Genomic DNA, 16670 nt, shown 5'->3' on the forward strand with positions numbered 1-16670 from the left:
TCCCAACCAAGTGTTTCCCCGCGACGGGTCGCTGAACTGCAAAGACCCGTACCTCTGTTGTCTCCCTCCGGCGTACGGCGCAAACAGCTCGGGTATCACCAAACGGGCAGAAGACGGTACGTCAGCTGCCGTGGGTGAACGAGGAGTTGTGAACGTATGACGTGCTGGTACGAGGGCCCCTTGGCCGCGTTCGACACGGAGACCACGGGCGTGGACGTCGAGACCGACCGGATCGTGTCGGCCGCCGTCGTAGTCCAGGACGCCCCGGGTTCCCGTCCGCGGGTGACCCGATGGCTGGTGAACCCCGGAGTGCCGGTGCCCGCGGGGGCGACGGCGGTGCACGGGCTCACGGACGAACATCTGCAGCGCAACGGCCGCTGGCCGTCGCCGGTGATGGACGAGATAGCCCGGGAGCTGGGCGAACAGGCCGCGGCGGGCCGTCCGCTCGTGGTGATGAACGCGCCCTTCGATCTGACGTTGCTGGACCGGGAGTTGCGCCGCCATCGCGCCTCCTCCCTCGACCGCTGGTTCGAGGCCACGCCGCTGCGCGTGCTCGATCCCCGGGTCCTCGACAAACATCTGGACCGCTATCGCAAGGGCCGCCGCACCCTCACCGACCTGTGCGCGCACTACGACGTGGTCCTGGAGGGGGCGCACGACGCGGCTGCCGACGCGCTGGCCGCGATGGATGTCGTGCGCGCGGTGGGGCGCCGTTTCGCGGCCCGTCTGGAGCGGCTCACCCCGGCCGAGCTGCACACGCTGCAGGCGGTGTGGCATGCGGCACAGGCACGCGGACTGCAGGCGTGGTTCGCGCGCAGCGGCTCGGAGGAGGCGGTGGATCCGGCGTGGCCGCTGCGGCCGGACCTGCCCGCGGCAGCGGCCTGAAGGCGCCGAGAACCGGTCCGTGAGCACAGAAAAACCGGTCCGTCTGTGACGGACCGGTCTTCTCCGGGTGGGCGATACTGGGTTCGAACCAGTGACCTCTTCGGTGTGAACGAAGCGCTCTCCCACTGAGCTAATCGCCCGGGAACGCACTGAACCATACAGGTCCCGGCGGGTCTCGTTCAAACCGCTTCCAGGTAGGCCCTGAGGCCGCGCCGCCCCGCCCGCATCATCAGCGCGTGGTTGGCGCGGAAGACGGGCCGCCCCGGCACGGCGAACCGCCGCAGCAGCGGCTTGCTCACAACGACCTCCTGGTCGTACTGGGCACGCGTGCTGCCCGGCCCGTCCGCGGTGAGCGTCCAGCGCGCCCAGCCGTCGATGTCGCCGGACATCGCGATCTCCAGCACGCCGCCCGCCGGGTCGCGCCGCACCTCCCGCCCGGTGAACGTCATGTCGTACGGAAGGACCGAGCGGATCCGGATGACGCCGCTGCGCTCGTCGACAGGGATCACCTCGCGCACCTGGGGCCACCAGCGGGGGTAGTCCTCGGCCTGTTGCAGCACGACGTACACGGCGGGGGGCGGCGCGGGCAGGTCCCACACGCTGCGGAAGCGGTAATGGCTCCAGTCCATGCACCGAGTGTGCCCGTCCGCGGATCTGAGTACATCCTGAGTACGCGCACTCATGCCGTCGAACGTGACCGGGACCACACTCCGGAGCATGACCCACATCCCGCCCCCGGCCGAGGAGTTGCGACTCCTCGACGCCGAGCTGCGGCAACTGGACGCCCGCCGGACCGTGTTGCTGGCGCGCCGCGCGTGGCTGGTCGCGGCCCTGCAGCCGGTGGCCGCGCCGCCCGCTCCCCCGCACCGGCCCCAGGCCGTCCCCGCGCGTCGGCCCGAGACCAGCGCACCCGGTGTCCAGAACCTGCTCCTGCTGCTCGGCGGCATCCTGCTGACCGTGGCCGCCGTCGCGTTCACCGTGGTCAGCTGGGGACACCTGGGGATCGCCGGGCGTGCACTGGTTCTCGGCGCGGTGACGATGGCGGCGCTCGGTGCGCCCGTACTCCTCCTCGGCCGCGGGCTGCGTTCGACGGCCGAGTCGGTGGCGGGACTCGGCCTCGCGCTGACGGTCCTCGACGTCTACGCGCTGCACGAGGTCGCGCTGCCGGACACCGACGGGCCGGGGTACGCGGCGATCGCGTCGGCCGTGCTGGCCGTGGTGTGGGCGGCGTACGGTCTCGCCGTGGGCACGCTGAACCGGCCGGCCGCACACCGGACGGACAGCACCCGTGCGGGAGAGCGGACGGACACCGCCGGCGCGGGAGAACGGGCGAACATCCCCGGCGCCGCAGAGCCCGAGGCCACCACCGGCATACGTCTCCCCCGACTCCCCCGGCTCCCCCTGCGTCTGCCTCTGCCCACCGCCGTGGCCGCGGCCCAGCTCCCGCTGCTCCTCTGGGCGGCGGCGGCCGACGCGGGCGTCCGCACCGTCACGGCCGCGCTGCTGGTGACGGCCGCGTTCGACACGCTGGTCGCGCTGCGGATCCCCGTGAAGTCCGTCCGTGTGGTCGCCGCCGTCGGCGCGTACGGCCTGGGCGGCTGGGGCACCCTTGCCGCCGGTTGGCTGTCCTGGACGGCCTCCGGCCCGAGCGCCGCCGCCCGTGCGGCGGCGCTCCTCCTCCTTGCCGCGGCGATCGCCCTGGCGGCGGCGTGGCACGTCTCGAAGCCGAACGCCGCGACCGGCCTCGCCCTGGCGGGCGGTCTCATCACCGTCGCCGCACTCGGCGGCGTCCTGCGCTCGGCGCTGCCCGACGACTGGACGGTACCGGGCCATCTGGCGTTCGGTATCGCTCTGTTGGCCGCCGTACGCACCCGCTGGCCCGATCCGGTGCGGCGCGGCCTCGCCTGGGCCTCCGGCTCCGTGCAGGCCGTGGCGGTGGTGTGGGCGCTGCCGCCGGCCGCCATCGCTCTGCTGGGTCCGGTCGGCTGGTCGGAGAGGATCTGGTCGGGCGCGCCGAAGACCGCCCGGGACGCGGTGACCATGGACGTGCCCTGGCCCGCCGCCGCGGCCACGGCACCCATCGTCCTGGCGCTCGTCGCCGGAGTCCTTGTGGTGGCGGTCCGCGGCGCCGCCTGGCGTCCACAGGCCCTGATCTGCGCACCGACGCTGGCCTGGGCGACGGTGCTCGTGCTCCCGGCGGCTCTCGAACTCCCCTACGTGGCAGGACTATTGGTGCAAGGCCTCACGACGGTGGCCGCTCTGGCGTACGCCGCCCGCCCGGGCCGGCCCCAGGCGCCCCCGCTCCTGCTGGCCCTGCTCACCTCCCTCGGCCTCGCGTTCCTGTCGCTGGCCTCCGAGGGTCCGACCCTCACCGTCCTCGCCGCACTGGCCGTCCTGTTCGCGGCCGCGGCGTGGCGCCCCGGCCTCGGCCCCGTCGCGGCGCCCGCCTCTCTCGCGTACACCACCGCCCTGGCCTGTGCCGCGGGAGGCTCCCTCGGCTGGCAACCACAGCACACCGCGCTGCTCGTCCTCGTGGTGCCGGTCGGCGCGGCCCTCCTCGCGGCGCGCCTGAGTGACTCGTCCGTGGCCGTGCCGGTGGAGGTGACGGGAGCCGTCGCGGGTCTGCTCGCCATCGCGCTCACGGTCACCGATCCGCCGATGCTGGCCCTGGTGCTGGCGCTCTGCGGGGTGATTGCCTGCGGCACCGCCGTACGGGAGGACCGGCGCCCCGTCGGATACGCGGCCGCCGCCCTCTTCGTGCTGGCCACCTGGGTCCGCCTGGCGGCCTGGGACGTCGGCCCCCCGGAGGCGTACACGCTCCCGGTGACCGTCCCGGCGCTGCTGGTGGGGGCGTTGAGGCGCCGCAAGGACCCCCAGGTCTCGTCATGGACGGCGTACGGACCGGGGCTGTCGGCCACGCTCGTGCCGAGCCTGTTCGCGGCGTGGGGCGACGCCCACTGGTCGCGCCCGCTGCTGCTCGGCGTGGCGGCGCTGCTGGTCACCCTCGTGGGCGCCCGGAACCGCCTCCAGGCGCCGCTCGTGCTGGGCGGCACGGTGCTCACGTTGGACGCCCTGCACGAACTCGCCCCGTACATCGTGCAGGTGGTCGATGCGCTCCCCCGTTGGGTGCCTCCCGCACTCGCCGGTCTGCTGCTGCTCGCACTGGGTGCGACGTACGAGCAGCGGATCCGCGACGCGCGGCGAGTGCGGGAGGTGCTGGGGAGGATGGACTAGTGTCCTGCGCCATTAATTCGTCGTTAGTTCTTGGCGCCCCACTGCCGCCGACTTGGCCGAATACTCGCAGGCCGGGGCTGGACGGGCGGACAACCAACCCGGCCGGGCAAGGCGCGAATCCACCGACGAACTTCTGGCGCAGCGCACCAGCGCGTCCTCGACGGGCGTGCGGCTACGGCATCTTGTCGCCCAGCAGCGCCAGATTCTCGATGGCGGCGAGGCCGTACAGCGCGGTGTCGTTCGTGTAGACCCAGTTGGCCTCGCTGCCCGGCACCAGGGTGACCGGGCCGCTCACCTTCTCCGTCTTCCAGGGCGAGGACTCCGTGTAGCCGTCGGAGTTGTAGAACTTGCTCCACGCGCGCGTGGCGAGTTTCGCGTCGCCGGTCTGCACGGCGGCGTACGCGTCGAGGCGGGAGTGCCCCTGGAAGAGCAGCAGCGTGCCGAAATTGGAGCCGTAGCGCGCGGCCTGTTCGGCCTTGGTGGCGTTGAAGTAACGGCAGTAGTCGAGGTACGCGTCCTTGAAGGCGGGCATGTCGACGAGGTCGATGAGCTCGGCGCACAGCTCGTTGAGGCCGAAGACCGCGGAGAGATGCGAGACTCCGACGACGGGCGTCGCGGCGACCGCGAACTTGCCCGTGTCCAGGTCGTACAGGCCGCTGCCCTGCACGAAGCCGTTGGGCTGAGCGGCGATGGTCTCCATCGTCGACAGCACGCGCGCCTTGGCCTTCTCCCACTTCGGCCCCTTGCGCTCCCACTCCGTCAGCCACGCCGACACGAGCCCGCTCCAGTCCGTGCCGAAGCCGATCGACAGCGCGTGCCGGTCGGGCGTGTACGGCTCGGTGCGGATCTTGCGGATCGGGTCGAGCACCAGGAACGTCTCGTCGGAGTCGACGTTGGCGTGCATGAGGTCGCCCACCCGTTCGTCCGCGGTGAGGAAGTAGTAGTAGCGGCGGTACGTGGTGTTGGCGATGCGCTGCTGCTTGGCGCTGTCGGCGTAGTGCTGGACGCCGTGCCGGGTGCCGAGGCCCGCCCACTGGCCGAGGTGGTAGACATCGACCTCGCCGGTGTGCCGGGTCATCGCCTCGGCGAAGCGGAAGATGTCCGAGCGGCCGCTTCGGATGTACGCGAACCACAGCCAGAGGTCCGGCGACAGCTCGGAGTTGTCCCAGGCGTAGCCGCCGACGTCGTACCGCCACTGGTGCCTGACCGGGTCGTACGAGTGCATGATGTCGCCGTAGTCCCAGAAGCCGTACCAACGGCGCATCTCCACCTGGTCCTTGTAATAGGTGAAGAGGAAGTCGAGGTGGTCCTCGATCTTCGCCTTGGCGGGCGTGGAGCGGTCCGGCTCCGAGTAGAGGCCGGGGCCGAACACCTTCGCCTTGATGAGCTGCTTGGGCGGGGCGGCGAGCTGCGGCGACACCCGTACGGCGTCCACCTGTTCGGCGAGCCTCTCGGGGGTGGGCGTCGACTCGTTGGCCCAGAAGAGGAGTTCGGAGGTGCGGGCGATGCCGTAAGGCGTGCCGAAGCCCGGCTCGTAGTCCTCATAGGTGATATTGAGACCTTCGAGCTGTTCGGCATAGGTGTCCTGGCCCATGCCGTCGTGGTAGAAGCGCAGGTCCATGGGCTGCGCCTCGGGCGACCAGAGCCAGAGGGTGACCTCGGCCTCGTCGGTGTGGGCGTCGCGGATGTCGAGCTGCGCCGGGAACTTCTCCCAGAAGTCCCGCAGCCCGAAGGAGAATCCGCCGCTCGGACCGCCGACGTAACCGAAGCCCGACGCGCGCTGTCCGCCGCCCGCGCCGATCCAGCCGTACCCCTTCTTCGTCCGCTTGCGCAGCGTGAAGCCGTCGGCGGAGAGCTGGGCGAGGGTGTAGTCGCCCCACTCGGGGACGTACTGCAGCCGTGTCGTCACCCGCTGGTCCCAGGTCGACGGGTCGGGCAGCTTCTCGCCTGCGAACTGGGCCGCCTGCACGGCCGCGCCCGGGTCGCGCCGCAGCCCGGTGACGCCCTTGACGGCCTCGCGCAGCAGACCGGTCCCGTCGCCGCCGATGCGGATGTGGCGGTCGTACGCGGCATCCCGCATGGGCACGGTGAAGCGGACGCCGAGCCCGCGGATGAAGTCGCCGCTCGCCTTGCCCGGTTCCTGCTTCCCGTCGAAGGTGATGGTGTGCACCATGCGGAAGGAGTCGGCGCCCGCGTAGAAGTAGAGCCGGATCGAGAACGGCAGCCAACTCCGGTCGCCCTTGCGGTGCTTGCCGTCAATGCGGACGACGGCACGGACCGGGCCCTCCTGCTCGACGTCGACCTCGGAGATGGCGCAGTCGAAGCGCTCGAACTTCTCCGCGCCCTGGTCCTCGTCCTCGATCTCCGGCTGGCGGATGAGGACCAGCCGGCCGTTCCTGGCGATCTCGGTCGAGCCGCGCGTCAGGGACTTGACCAGCGTCGAGCCGCTCTTGCCGATCTTCGCGGTGATGACCCCGGTCGATATGTCGATGGTGCCGCCGCTCTTGTCGACGGTGACCTTCTTGTCGGGCGCGGCCGGATCCCCCGCGGTGAGCGTGAGCTCCCCCGAGTCCGAACTCACGGCGTGCGCGGTCCACTTGAGAGAGCCGTCCGGCCAGTAGGCGATCGGCCAGGACTGCACGGGCACGGCCTTGCCGTCGGCGTCCGTGAGCGCGAAGGTCTGGTCCTGCTGGTACGTGCCCTTCGGCCAGGGCACGCCGACCGTGGAGCCGGGGGCCGCGCCGAGGCCGCCGTCCTCCAGCCAATCCACGGTCACGGGGTCCGCGTCCGCGGCCTCGGCCCTGGAGGCGGCCTGTGCGTTCGTACCGCCCAGCGCCCAGCTGAACTGGGCGGCGGCTCCGGCGACGGCGGCCGCCTTGAGAAGGGACCTGCGGGGGATGGGGGACATGGCCTTTCCTTTCCGTGCGGGAAGCTTTTCCGTGCGAGTGGTCAGGGGCACGACAGAGAGAGGTGCGACGCCGGGGGCGCCGACCTGTGCGGGGCGAGGGTGCTCAGCGGCGCCGGTACCGCTCCTCCACGGCGACGGCCGCCGCCGCGACGGCCCCCAGGACGGGGACCGCCAGCGGCGCGATCAACAGGGTGGAACAGGCCACCACGGCCACTCCGCCGATCAGCAGGAAGGACCCGGCCGGATCGAGAACGGTGCGGCGCCCGGCGTCCGCGAGCAGCGCCCGCCAGGACGCCCCCGGCTCCCAGGCCGCCGCCGCGCGCAGTCCGGCGACCACCCCTGCGATCAGGGCGAAGAGGCCGACGGCCCCGACCAGCGGGCCACCGGGGATACCGGCACGCACGGCCTGGACGTCCACCCACACCGCGGCCGCCGCGGCCCATCCGGCGAGCCCGGCGATCCAGCCACCCCGCACGGCCGACCGGAAGTCGGCCACGAACTCCCGCCAACCGCCCGCCTCATGGTGCGCACGCCGCCGCAGATGCCGCGCGCCGGCCGCGAACGCGGCAGGGTAGGTGACCAGCGGCAGCGAGGTCACCGCGATCCAGACTCCGGTGAGCAGACACTCCGCGAACACGGCGAACCGCTCGGCGAAGACGGATTCACGGGGCGCCCTGCGGGACTTTTCCTTCACAGGCGCCTTCTGATGCGCCTTGGCCCGCGGCTGGGTGGTGGCCATGTCAGCCCTTCAATCCCGACGTCGCCATACCGTCGATCAGATACCGCTGGAAGGCGAGGAAGAAGAGGAGCACGGGCAGCAGCGCGACCAGCGACATCGCGATCATGCCGCCGTAGTTGGCGACTCCCTCCTGGTCGCGGAACATCATCATGCCCAGCGAGACCGTGTACTTGCTGGGCTCGTTGAGGTAGATCAGCGGGCCCATGAAGTCGTTCCAGGCGTTGATGAAGGTGAAGATCGCGCTGGTGATGAGCGCGGGCCTGCACAGCGGCAGCACGATCGACCAATAGATCCGCAGATGTCCGCACCCGTCGAGCCGCGCCGCCTCGTCCAGTTCCCTGGGAAGGTTCCGCATGAACTGCACCATGAGGAAGACGAAGAACGCCTCGGTGGCCAGGTACTTGCCGATCAGCAGCGGCACATAGGTGTTGACCAGCTCCATCTTCTGGAACATCACGTACTGCGGGATGAGCAGCACGTGATACGGCAGCAGCAGCGTGCCGATCATCAGCGAGAACAGCAGGTTCCGTCCGGCGAACCGGATCTTGGCGAAGGCGTACGCCGTCAGCGAGCAGGAGATGAGGATGCCGACGACGGAGCCGAGCGCGTAGATGAGGGAGTTCTGGAAGAAGGTGGCGATCGAGATGTCGGCGATGCCGTCGGCCAGTCCCTTGAAATTGCCGAGGATGGGACTGGTCGGGAACAGGTCCAGACTGCCGATGATCTGCCGGCTGGGCTTGAACGAGGCGCCGAGGACCCAGATCACGGGATAGAGGACGACCGCGAGGATCAGCAGGGCGCCGATGTGCCAGACCAGCGAGCCGGCGCGCTTGCGGCCACCGAGTTCCATGGGCTTGCGCAGGATGGTGCTCACCGGGCGTCCTCCTCGTAGTGCACCCACCGCTTCTGCGACCAGAAAAGGACGGCCGTGACCAGGGCGACGGCGAGCAGCAGCATCCAGGCCATGGCGGACGCGAAGCCCATCTGGGACTCCTTGAAGCCCTTTTGGTACAGGTAGCAGGTGTAGACGAGCGTGGCGTCGGCCGGTCCGCAGGTGGCGTTGGAGACCACGTAGGCGGAGCCGAAGATCTGAAAGGAGTGGATGGTCTCCAGAAGCACATTGAAGAAGAGCACGGGCGAGATCATCGGCAGGGTGATGCTCCAGAACCTGCGGAACGGTCCCGCGCCGTCCACCTCGGCCGCCTCGTACAGCTCCTTCGGCACCTGCTTGAGCCCGGCGAGGAAGATCACCATGGGTGCGCCGAACTGCCAGACGGTGAGCGCGACCAGGCTGAAGAGCACCCAGTTCGGGTCTCCGACCCAGCCGCCCGTGTGGAAGCCGAAGAAGGACTGCGTACGGTCCACGATGGCGTCGTCGGAGAAGAGCGCGCGCCAGACGAAGCCGACGGAGACGCTCGCGCCGATCAGTGACGGGGCGTAGAACGCGGCCCGGTAGAAGGCCTGGCCACGACGGCTCTGCGCCAGCAGCAGGGCGACCCCGAGCGCCAGCAGCAGCTTGAGCGGCGTCCCGATGACGACGTACTTTGCCGTCACCTCGACCGACTTCTGCCACCGGGGATCGTCGAACATCTTGGTGAAGTTGTCGAAACCGATCCACTTCGGCGAATTGAAGAGGTTGTAGTCGGTGAACGCGAAGTAGAGGGAGGCGACCATCGGGCCCGCTGTCAGCAGCAGGAAGCCCGCGATCCACGGGGACATGAAGAGATAGCCGGCGAGATTCTCCCGGCGCCCCCGGCGCTTTACGGCGGCGGGGGCCGAAGGGCGTATCTCCGGGGCATCGGGCGGAGCGTCCTTGACGAGCGTCACGGCGGTTCCCATCAGGCGGCGAGGGCGGTCTTCGCCTCGGAGAAGAACTGCTTCACCGCGTCGGAGACCTTGGTCGTGCCCTGCGACATGTCACCGCCGATGCGCAGGAAGGCGGACTCGACTGTGTCGGCGCCGGCCGGGTGCGGGGTGATGGTGCCGAGGACTCCGGCGGCGGCGACGTCCGTCTCGTACTGAGCGATCGCCTTGTTGGGGGCGTCGGTCGGCTTGTACGCGTCGAACTGCTCGGTGGTGGCGAGGATGCCGCGGTCGTAGCCCATGATCTTGCCGACCTCGGGGTCGTGGACCATGAAGTTGATGAACTGGGCGACTTCCTTGGGGTGCTTGGTGCGCGCGGAGGCGCTCAGCATCAGCGAGGCGAGGTACTGCCCCGTCCGCTTGCCGTCGGTCGTCGGGATCGGCGCGAGGCCGTAGCTGCTGTCGCCCTCCGCGGTGTAGCGGACCGTGAAGTTGTCCCAGGTGAACTCGGAGGCGGCGTGCCCCGCCGAGAGCGAGGACTTCGGCTTGTCCTGCTCGACCCGCTTGGGGTCGGTGATGATCCCGGCCTTGACGCGGTTGTAGCCGTCCGTCCACCACTCCGTCAGATCGGCCTCGTCGAAGCCGAGTCCGTCCTTGGTGAAGAACGCCTTGCCGTTCTGCCGGAGGTAGAGGTCGTACAGGTACATGATGCTGAAGTAGCCGGTGTCGCCCGGCACCTTCTGGGTGTCGTGGATCTTCTTGAGAGCCGCGAAGTACTCGTCCCAGGTCCAGCCCTGCTCGGGCGCGATGCCCGCCTTCTTGAACACCTTCTCGTCGATGACAAGTGACATGGTGTTGGATCCGACGGGAATACCGAGCTGCTTTCCGTCGACCTGGCCGACCTTCTCGACTCCGGCACGGAAGTTTTCCAGGCTCAGATTTCCCGTGTCTATCTGGGACTTGAGGTCGAGGAGCACTCCCCTCTTGTCGTACTTCCGAAGAAACCCGACAGCGTTCTGGAATACGTCCGGCGGATTTCCACCGGCGGCCTGGGTCTGGAACTTCTCCCAAAAGGCCACGTAATCCTGGAAATCCGTCTTCACCTTGATCTTCGGGTACTTCTTCTCGAAGAGCGCGATGGACTGATTGATCCTCTTCGCCCGCTCGTCGGCACCCCACCAGGCGTAACGGATCGTCACCGTCCCGTCTCCGGAACTGCCGCTGTCGCCACCGCAGCCCGTCGTGGCGGCCAGCCCCAGCGTGGCCAGTGAAGCTCCGGCCGCCTTGAGGACCGTCCGCCTCTCAACACTCCCATTGTTTCCCACAGTCGGGCCTCCCGCAACGTCGTCGCCGCCTGCATGAATCGTTTCAAGTAAGCGCTTGCTGGCACAAGGTACGGAGGGCTTTCGGACTCGTCAATGATTCGGACAGGAATTGATGGGATGCGGTTTGCCCGGGCGGGGGCGGGGGCGGGGGTGCGGCTCGCGCGTCCGGGGGTAACTGCGCAGGTCGGGGGCATCCGGTCGACCTGTCGGACACGAAGCGATGGGTCGGGTGGGGTGAGGACGGGGCCGAAAAGTGCTGCGGTTCGCGGGGGTTGGGCGGAGGTGGGGGAACTGAGGGTGAGGGATGGGAGGCTGGGCGGAGCCGGGACCGGGGGGCGCGACAGGCTTGGCTCGGGCAGGGGGCGAGTCACGGCGCATGGCTCGACCCGAGCAGGGCCGCGAGGCGGCACGAAAGAGCCCGACCAGGACGAGGCCCGGGCACGCGAAGGGCTCCAGCCACGTGGAGTCCGGGCGCCGCGAAGGAAGCGGCCAGGACGACTCCCGGGCACCGAAGAACTCGACCCGAATGGAGGCCGGACACCGCGAAAGGCTCGCCCCGAAGCGGAGTCCGGGCGCCGCGATCGGCTCAACTCTGACAGGTCCGGGACAGGACACCCTGCCGGGTTCGACCCGAGCAGCTGGCGGGGCCCACGAAGGGACCGACTCGGACAGGCCAGGACCCCCCGAAGGCCCTGTCCGGGCAGGAGCCGGGGTACCACGAAGGTTTCAACTCGAAGAGGGCCGGAGAGACCAGAAAGGCTCAGCCCGAGCAAGAGGCGGGCTCCCCGGATGACCCGCGTCGGGCCCAAAGCCCGTACCCACAAGGGCCGTTCACGCGGCGCGAAAACCGAAGTCGGAGCACTGCCGGCCCACGTCGGTCAAGCGCGTATCGGCGCAGGTCAGGCGGGCGATCGGCTGCGGCGTCGGACAGCAGCCCATCCGCTCGGAGTTCAAGCGGCGGCACCGGCTCCGGTCCCCCTCCGGGCGCCCACCGACTCCGGCATCGGTCGCCGTAACGCATCGTCGGACTTCGACGTCTCAGCAACGCACGCCGTCGCGCTTCCACCTTCAGCGCCGCACACCGTCAGGTTTCCACGTCAGCGACCGTCCCGGCACCCGCACCCCCTGGCTCGGACGACCACCCCTCGACGCCTCCGAGCAACGTCAATTCCATTGCTCCCAACGGGCAACATCACTCCGCGCCCCGTCACTCCCACTGCCTCGGCGTCCCCGTGGCAAAGCCCCCGCCGCGCGCGCAGGAACGACGAAGGCGACCCAGGTCCACGGAATCCGTGGACCTGGGTCGCCTGTCGCATACGTGGGCGATACTGGGATCGAACCAGTGACCTCTTCGGTGTGAACGAAGCGCTCTCCCGCTGAGCTAATCGCCCGGGCGCAGGAAGAACATTACCCCATGTCAGGGGGTGGCTTCGACCAGCCGAGGAGCCTCAAGGGGGCGCCTGGGCGGGCCCGTCACTCCTTGATGTTCCAGGGCATCGCGAGGCCGAACTTCCAGACATAGACGCCGACAAGGGCCGCGACGATCACCAGGCCGACGGTCGTGAGGGTGATGTTGCGACGCCGCACCTCTGGGTCGAGCGCTCGCTGAGTCGCCTCCGTGACTTTGCGCTTCGTCCAGCGGAGCACCAGCTGCGCCCAGACGAACTCGGTCGCCCAGATCGCCATGCCACCGAAGATCACCAGCCAGCCCGGCCCGGGCAGCGGAAGCATGATCACGCCCACGACGACCACCGCGAGCCCCACGATGAAGACGCCCACCTGCCAGCTCAGGTGCAGCGCGCGGCGCGCTTTGACGAATGCCGGCGCTCGCGAACCGAGCGCTCGCTCACCCTTCGCCCCGTCGTCAGCCATGGCAACCTCGCCCGGCCCGTCACTCCCCGTATTCATACGGCCAAACCCTACCCGAGAGAAACCAGTCACCGGAATGGCCCTATCCGGCGAACGGTCTCTCGGCCGGATGAGTTACGTAAAGGCACGCAAAACACTCAGAGGGGTTTACAACGGCACCGTAGGTGGCATGTCGATTTCGCCGACGTGCGAATCCCCGAGCGCACACTGAGCGAAAGGCCCTGGCGCTTATGAACACCACGGTCAGCTGCGAGCTGCACCTGCGCCTCGTTGTGTCGAGCGAGTCCTCACTGCCTGTTCCCGCAGGACTGCGGTATGACACGGCCGATCCCTACGCCGTGCACGCCACCTTCCACACCGGAGCCGAGGAAACCGTCGAGTGGGTGTTCGCCCGCGACCTCCTCGCCGAGGGCCTGCACCGGCCCACCGGTACCGGTGACGTCCGAGTCTGGCCGTCCCGTAGCCATGGCCAGGGCGTCGTATGCATCGCCCTGAGCTCCCCGGAGGGCGAGGCTCTGCTCGAGGCCCCGGCGCGGGCCCTGGAGTCGTTTCTCAAGCGAACAGACGCCGCCGTGCCCCCCGGCACGGAACACCGGCACTTCGATCTCGACACGGAGCTCTCACACATCCTGGCCGAGAGCTAGCGAGGCACCACAGAGCCGCCCGGCGCCGTCCACTCGGGGAGACGGCTCGGGCCTAGACAACCGCATAGGGCACAACCGCATAGGGCACAAACACCGGCGCCGTCGCCGCGGACCACCGCGGAGGCGGCGTCGGCGTGCATGCCCGCCCCGCCGTTGCCGCTTCGCCGCTCCCCCGCGACCGCTCTCCACGCCGCGAAGCCACTACCATCGGCCAGCATCGGGGCGGGTGCCCGCCCGACCCCCAGGCCAGGGAGCGAAACGTGCTGATCACCCACGACACCCGGTGCGCCCTCGACGCCGTGGTGGATCTGGTGAACACCGCACCGGAGGACGGGACGGCGGACGGACTCGCGGATGTCGCGTCCCTCGCTGATTTCGTACGAAAGCACGAAATCAGCGATGTCGGCGTGCTGTCCGAGCATGATCTCGCGGCCGTGCGCAGGGTTCGCGACCGGTTCGCCGGGATCTTCGCCGCCGCCGACCCGCGGACCGCCGCCGCGCTGATCAACGAGCTGGTCGCCGCCGCGGGCACCACCCCCCGGCTCACCGACCACGACGGCTACGACTGGCATGTGCACTACTTCGCGCCGGGCGCCTCCGTCGCCGACCATCTCGCGGCCGACTGCGGGATGGCGCTGGCGTTCTTCGTGGTCGCCGGGGAGCAGGAGCGGCTGCGCCGCTGCGAGGCCCCGGACTGCCGGCACGCCTTCGTCGACCTCTCCCGCAATCGCTCCCGCCGCTACTGCGACAGCCGCACCTGCGGGAACCGCCTCCACGTCGCCGCGTACCGGGCACGCCGGAAGGAAGCGGCGGGCTGACGGACGTATCCCCGCAACCCTCGACACGAGGAGGTGGCGGGCTGACGGAGCCCTCGGCGGGTGACGCCAGGGGCTCCGTGTACGGCTCAGAGCAGCAGCAGGTCGTGCAGCGAAGCCATGAGCAGCAGACAGCCGATCACCGCAAGGAAGATCATCAGCGGTGGCTGGGAGAGCGCGAAGAGACAACCACGCCGCTCCTCGGGCGGGGCGGCGGTGTCGCTCTGTGTTGTGTCCAGCATCTCGCGGCGATGATGACGCAGCCGACACCCCTCGCGCGATCAACACGCCCGGAAAATACGGGAGTTCGCCGGATCTTGCGAGAGAAGCGCTCGAACGTGAACGCTTTCGCGCGCTCCACGAGGCCCCGATGAAGCTTTGTGTCGTTTCAGCTGGTCATGTGCGGGTCATATGCCGTGCTTCTTCAAAATGGCCTCGATGTCGCTGAAGTCGTCCCCGGAGCCGGTGGCACGGGGCGTCGCGGCGGGGCGGGCGGCCGGGCGTGACCCCTGCCCCAGCGAGGGCGCCGAGGCCGCCGGGGACACCGCCTCGCGCTGGGCGGCGGCCTTCGCCGCCTTGCGTTCCTTCCGCGTCCCGCCGCCGCGCCGCTCTATGGCCCGCGTGGTCATGAACATCAGCCAAGCGCCACCGAGGACCACGAAACCGGCCCACGCGGTCGGACTGAACGCGGTGTCGGCCAGCCAGCCGACGACCCCGGTCATCACCAGGCCCACCGGCACGAGCGAGTAGGCGGCGATGCGGGCGGCCGCCAGGAAGCGCTTGCGGTACGCCGTGACCGCGGCGATGCCCAGGCCGGCCGCGGAGACGGCGGAACAGACAGTCTCGGCAATCATCCGGTCCTCCAGGGCAGGGCTCGATCGGGCAGGGTCGGTTCGTCCCTTCCATCCTGCACCGCCCGGTGCCCGGTATGCCATGCTCCGGGCGGACCTCAGGGACATCTCCGGGTCGGCGTCCTCCCCAGGTCCCGGTCGGGACGCCCCCCAAGGTCCTGGTTGGGACCCACCCGCCGGGGCTGGGAGACTGGTCTCCATGAACGACTCCTCACCCGCCCGCCCGGCCGCCGTCCTCGACGTCTGGTGCGAACTCCAGTGCCCCGACTGCGGCAGCGCCCTCGCCGACCTGCGCGCGCTGCGCGCCCGCTACGGCGACCGCCTGGAGCTGCGGCTGCGGCACTTCCCCATGGAGAAGCACCAGCACGCCTTCGCCGCGGCGCAGGCCGCCGAAGAAGCCGCGGAGCAGGGCCAGGCCTGGCCGTACGTGGAGGCGGTGCTCGGCCGGGCGGCGGAGCTGGACCGTGAGGGAGAACCCTTCCTGGTCGAGGTCGCCCGTGAACTCGGCCTGGACGCCGAGGAGTTCGACACGGCCCTGATCGACGGCCGGCACATCCTGATCGTGGACGCCGACCAGGCCGAGGGCAAGGCCATCGGCGTGACCGGCACCCCGACGTACGTCATCGGTGGCGAACGCCTCGACGGCGGCAAGAGCCAGGAGGGGCTGCGCGAGCGCATCGAAGAGATCGCCGACCGCCTGCTGGCCGAGCGGGAGGCGTGACGCCCAAGGAGACTGCTTACAACAGGCCCTTGTACAAAGAGCGCTCCGTCGTCTCGTAGCCGAGTGACTCGTAGAGCCGCTCGGCCGGGGCGTTGCCCGAGAAGACGTTGAGACTTATGCGGTTCACCCCGGCGGCGACCGCCTGCACCTCGGCGAGCAGCATGAGCGTACGGCCGTGGCCGCGGCCTCGATGCGCCGCGTCGACCTGGACGTTGTAGACGAAGGCGCGGCCGCCGCGCTCCCCCAGCCAGAGGTCGCCGACCGGGGTGCCTTCGTGTTCCAGGACGGTGAACCACATGTTCTGCGTGTCGAGACCCTGCGGCATCAACTGGTCGTGGTCCCGGTTCGACTTGGCGTAGGCCTCCCTCTCCGGCAGGCCACGCCCGATCCAGTCCTGCGCGAAGCCCTCCCGGCCGTGCCGGTCCCAGACTTCGTACTCGGCCTGTGTCATCGGGCGGCCGAGGCTCCCGGCGGGCATCTCGGGCGGGGTGTCGCCGAGCAGTTTCTCCATGCGGCGGTTACGGGTGACGTACCCGAGTGCCTCGGCGAGCCTCAGCCCTGCCTCGGCGTCGCCGGGGACCGCCAGCTCGATCTGCTTGCACCCCCAGCCGCGTGCCACCTCCTCGGCAGCCAGCGCCGCCACGGTGCCCCGCCCACGCCCACGGTCCTGCTCATCGATACGGAGCTCGTGGATCAGGGCGACGGATGCCCCGAAGTTGGGGTCGGTCCCCAGGCGTACGGAACCGACGGGACGGCTGTTCACACACACTTGGTAACGGCGCGAACGCGTCCCGTCGCCGGCGTACTGAAGCGGCTCGGTCGGCCGCAGGGTGGTGGTCATCACGGCTGTTGTACCCGCTGCGGGGTCCGAGGTCA

At 69.8% G+C, this 16670-nt stretch carries 15 protein-coding genes and 2 tRNA genes; 5 read left to right on the forward strand and 12 right to left on the reverse strand.

The features are described from left to right. Positions 1 to 156: 156 nt before the first annotated feature. Positions 157 to 885 carry a 3'-5' exonuclease gene (locus OG390_RS09590; protein WP_399076378.1) on the forward strand — a complete coding sequence of 243 codons (729 nt, stop codon included), beginning with the start codon at positions 157 to 159 and terminating at the stop codon, positions 883 to 885. A 68-nt stretch (positions 886 to 953) separates the two neighbouring features. On the opposite strand, the gene OG390_RS09595 is transcribed toward OG390_RS09590, so the two are convergent. Then, positions 954 to 1025 (reverse strand) — tRNA-Val (locus tag OG390_RS09595). A 39-nt stretch (positions 1026 to 1064) separates the two neighbouring features. Then, positions 1065 to 1514, reverse strand: coding sequence for an SRPBCC family protein (locus OG390_RS09600; protein ID WP_406166665.1), 450 nt, complete (start codon positions 1512 to 1514; stop codon positions 1065 to 1067). An 88-nt stretch (positions 1515 to 1602) separates the two neighbouring features. On the opposite strand from OG390_RS09600, the gene OG390_RS09605 reads away from it, so the two are divergent. After that, on the forward strand, positions 1603 to 4119 hold the full coding sequence (locus OG390_RS09605; RefSeq protein WP_406166667.1) for an SCO7613 C-terminal domain-containing membrane protein: 2517 nt from the start codon (positions 1603 to 1605) through the stop codon (positions 4117 to 4119). Between the two features lie 172 nt (positions 4120 to 4291). Here OG390_RS09605 and OG390_RS09610 read toward each other — a convergent pair whose 3' ends face one another. The 7 genes from OG390_RS09610 to OG390_RS09640 form a co-directional block, all read right to left on the reverse strand. Further along, positions 4292 to 7027: a Tat pathway signal sequence domain protein gene (locus OG390_RS09610; protein ID WP_406166669.1), complete on the reverse strand. Its 2736-nt coding sequence runs from the start codon at positions 7025 to 7027 to the stop codon at positions 4292 to 4294. Between the two features lie 103 nt (positions 7028 to 7130). Next, the gene (locus OG390_RS09615; protein WP_406166671.1) at positions 7131 to 7766 is read right to left on the reverse strand and encodes a hypothetical protein; all 636 of its coding nucleotides are present in this window, start codon (positions 7764 to 7766) and stop codon (positions 7131 to 7133) included. A gap of 1 nt (position 7767) precedes the next feature. Further along, complete coding sequence (locus tag OG390_RS09620) at positions 7768 to 8616, reverse strand: carbohydrate ABC transporter permease (protein WP_406177578.1); 849 nt, start codon at positions 8614 to 8616, stop codon at positions 7768 to 7770. Between the two features lie 20 nt (positions 8617 to 8636). After that, positions 8637 to 9593, reverse strand: a complete 957-nt coding sequence (locus tag OG390_RS09625; protein WP_406166673.1) for a carbohydrate ABC transporter permease — start codon at positions 9591 to 9593, stop codon at positions 8637 to 8639. An 11-nt stretch (positions 9594 to 9604) separates the two neighbouring features. Beyond that, on the reverse strand, positions 9605 to 10894 hold the full coding sequence (locus OG390_RS09630; RefSeq protein ID WP_406166675.1) for an ABC transporter substrate-binding protein: 1290 nt from the start codon (positions 10892 to 10894) through the stop codon (positions 9605 to 9607). Between the two features lie 1319 nt (positions 10895 to 12213). Then, a tRNA-Val gene (locus OG390_RS09635) sits at positions 12214 to 12285 on the reverse strand. Between the two features lie 82 nt (positions 12286 to 12367). Continuing rightward, complete coding sequence (locus OG390_RS09640) at positions 12368 to 12802, reverse strand: TIGR02611 family protein (RefSeq protein ID WP_406166677.1); 435 nt, start codon at positions 12800 to 12802, stop codon at positions 12368 to 12370. A gap of 191 nt (positions 12803 to 12993) precedes the next feature. Here OG390_RS09640 and OG390_RS09645 point away from each other — a divergent pair, with 191 nt between their 5' ends. Further along, positions 12994 to 13407, forward strand: a complete 414-nt coding sequence (locus tag OG390_RS09645) for an SsgA family sporulation/cell division regulator (RefSeq protein ID WP_003959770.1) — start codon at positions 12994 to 12996, stop codon at positions 13405 to 13407. A 260-nt stretch (positions 13408 to 13667) separates the two neighbouring features. After that, a complete protein-coding gene (locus OG390_RS09650) occupies positions 13668 to 14225 on the forward strand; it encodes a CGNR zinc finger domain-containing protein (RefSeq protein WP_406166678.1) in 558 nt (185 codons plus the stop codon). 86 nt (positions 14226 to 14311) lie between these two features. Here OG390_RS09650 and OG390_RS09655 read toward each other — a convergent pair whose 3' ends face one another. Both OG390_RS09655 and OG390_RS09660 read right to left on the reverse strand, forming a co-directional pair. Beyond that, positions 14312 to 14464 (reverse strand): hypothetical protein, encoded by a 153-nt coding sequence (locus OG390_RS09655; protein ID WP_010988207.1) that lies wholly within the window; start codon positions 14462 to 14464, stop codon positions 14312 to 14314. Positions 14465 to 14629: 165 nt separating this feature from the next. After that, positions 14630 to 15076: a hypothetical protein gene (locus tag OG390_RS09660; protein ID WP_406166680.1), complete on the reverse strand. Its 447-nt coding sequence runs from the start codon at positions 15074 to 15076 to the stop codon at positions 14630 to 14632. A 196-nt stretch (positions 15077 to 15272) separates the two neighbouring features. Here OG390_RS09660 and OG390_RS09665 point away from each other — a divergent pair, with 196 nt between their 5' ends. Continuing rightward, the gene (locus tag OG390_RS09665) at positions 15273 to 15794 is read left to right on the forward strand and encodes a DsbA family protein (protein ID WP_406166682.1); all 522 of its coding nucleotides are present in this window, start codon (positions 15273 to 15275) and stop codon (positions 15792 to 15794) included. A 16-nt stretch (positions 15795 to 15810) separates the two neighbouring features. Here the strand turns inward: OG390_RS09665 and OG390_RS09670 are convergent, their stop codons facing one another. Then, positions 15811 to 16635, reverse strand: a complete 825-nt coding sequence (locus OG390_RS09670; protein WP_406166684.1) for a GNAT family N-acetyltransferase — start codon at positions 16633 to 16635, stop codon at positions 15811 to 15813. Between the last annotated feature and the right edge of the window lie 35 nt (positions 16636 to 16670).

Source organism: Streptomyces sp. NBC_00996 (genome assembly GCF_045162675.1).
GTDB lineage: Bacteria > Actinomycetota > Actinomycetes > Streptomycetales > Streptomycetaceae > Streptomyces.

Coding starts and splice junctions, on each gene's coding strand:
- OG390_RS09670 (WP_406166684.1), bottom strand. CDS start 16,635: ATGACCACCACCCTGCGGCCGACCGAGCCGCTTCAGTACGCCGGCGAC.
- OG390_RS09640 (WP_406166677.1), bottom strand. CDS start 12,802: ATGAATACGGGGAGTGACGGGCCGGGCGAGGTTGCCATGGCTGACGAC.
- OG390_RS09655 (WP_010988207.1), bottom strand. CDS start 14,464: ATGCTGGACACAACACAGAGCGACACCGCCGCCCCGCCCGAGGAGCGG.
- OG390_RS09660 (WP_406166680.1), bottom strand. CDS start 15,076: ATGATTGCCGAGACTGTCTGTTCCGCCGTCTCCGCGGCCGGCCTGGGC.
- OG390_RS09665 (WP_406166682.1), top strand. CDS start 15,273: ATGAACGACTCCTCACCCGCCCGCCCGGCCGCCGTCCTCGACGTCTGG.
- OG390_RS09620 (WP_406177578.1), bottom strand. CDS start 8,616: ATGGAACTCGGTGGCCGCAAGCGCGCCGGCTCGCTGGTCTGGCACATC.
- OG390_RS09600 (WP_406166665.1), bottom strand. CDS start 1,514: ATGGACTGGAGCCATTACCGCTTCCGCAGCGTGTGGGACCTGCCCGCG.
- OG390_RS09590 (WP_399076378.1), top strand. CDS start 157: ATGACGTGCTGGTACGAGGGCCCCTTGGCCGCGTTCGACACGGAGACC.
- OG390_RS09610 (WP_406166669.1), bottom strand. CDS start 7,027: ATGTCCCCCATCCCCCGCAGGTCCCTTCTCAAGGCGGCCGCCGTCGCC.
- OG390_RS09645 (WP_003959770.1), top strand. CDS start 12,994: ATGAACACCACGGTCAGCTGCGAGCTGCACCTGCGCCTCGTTGTGTCG.
- OG390_RS09615 (WP_406166671.1), bottom strand. CDS start 7,766: ATGGCCACCACCCAGCCGCGGGCCAAGGCGCATCAGAAGGCGCCTGTG.
- OG390_RS09605 (WP_406166667.1), top strand. CDS start 1,603: ATGACCCACATCCCGCCCCCGGCCGAGGAGTTGCGACTCCTCGACGCC.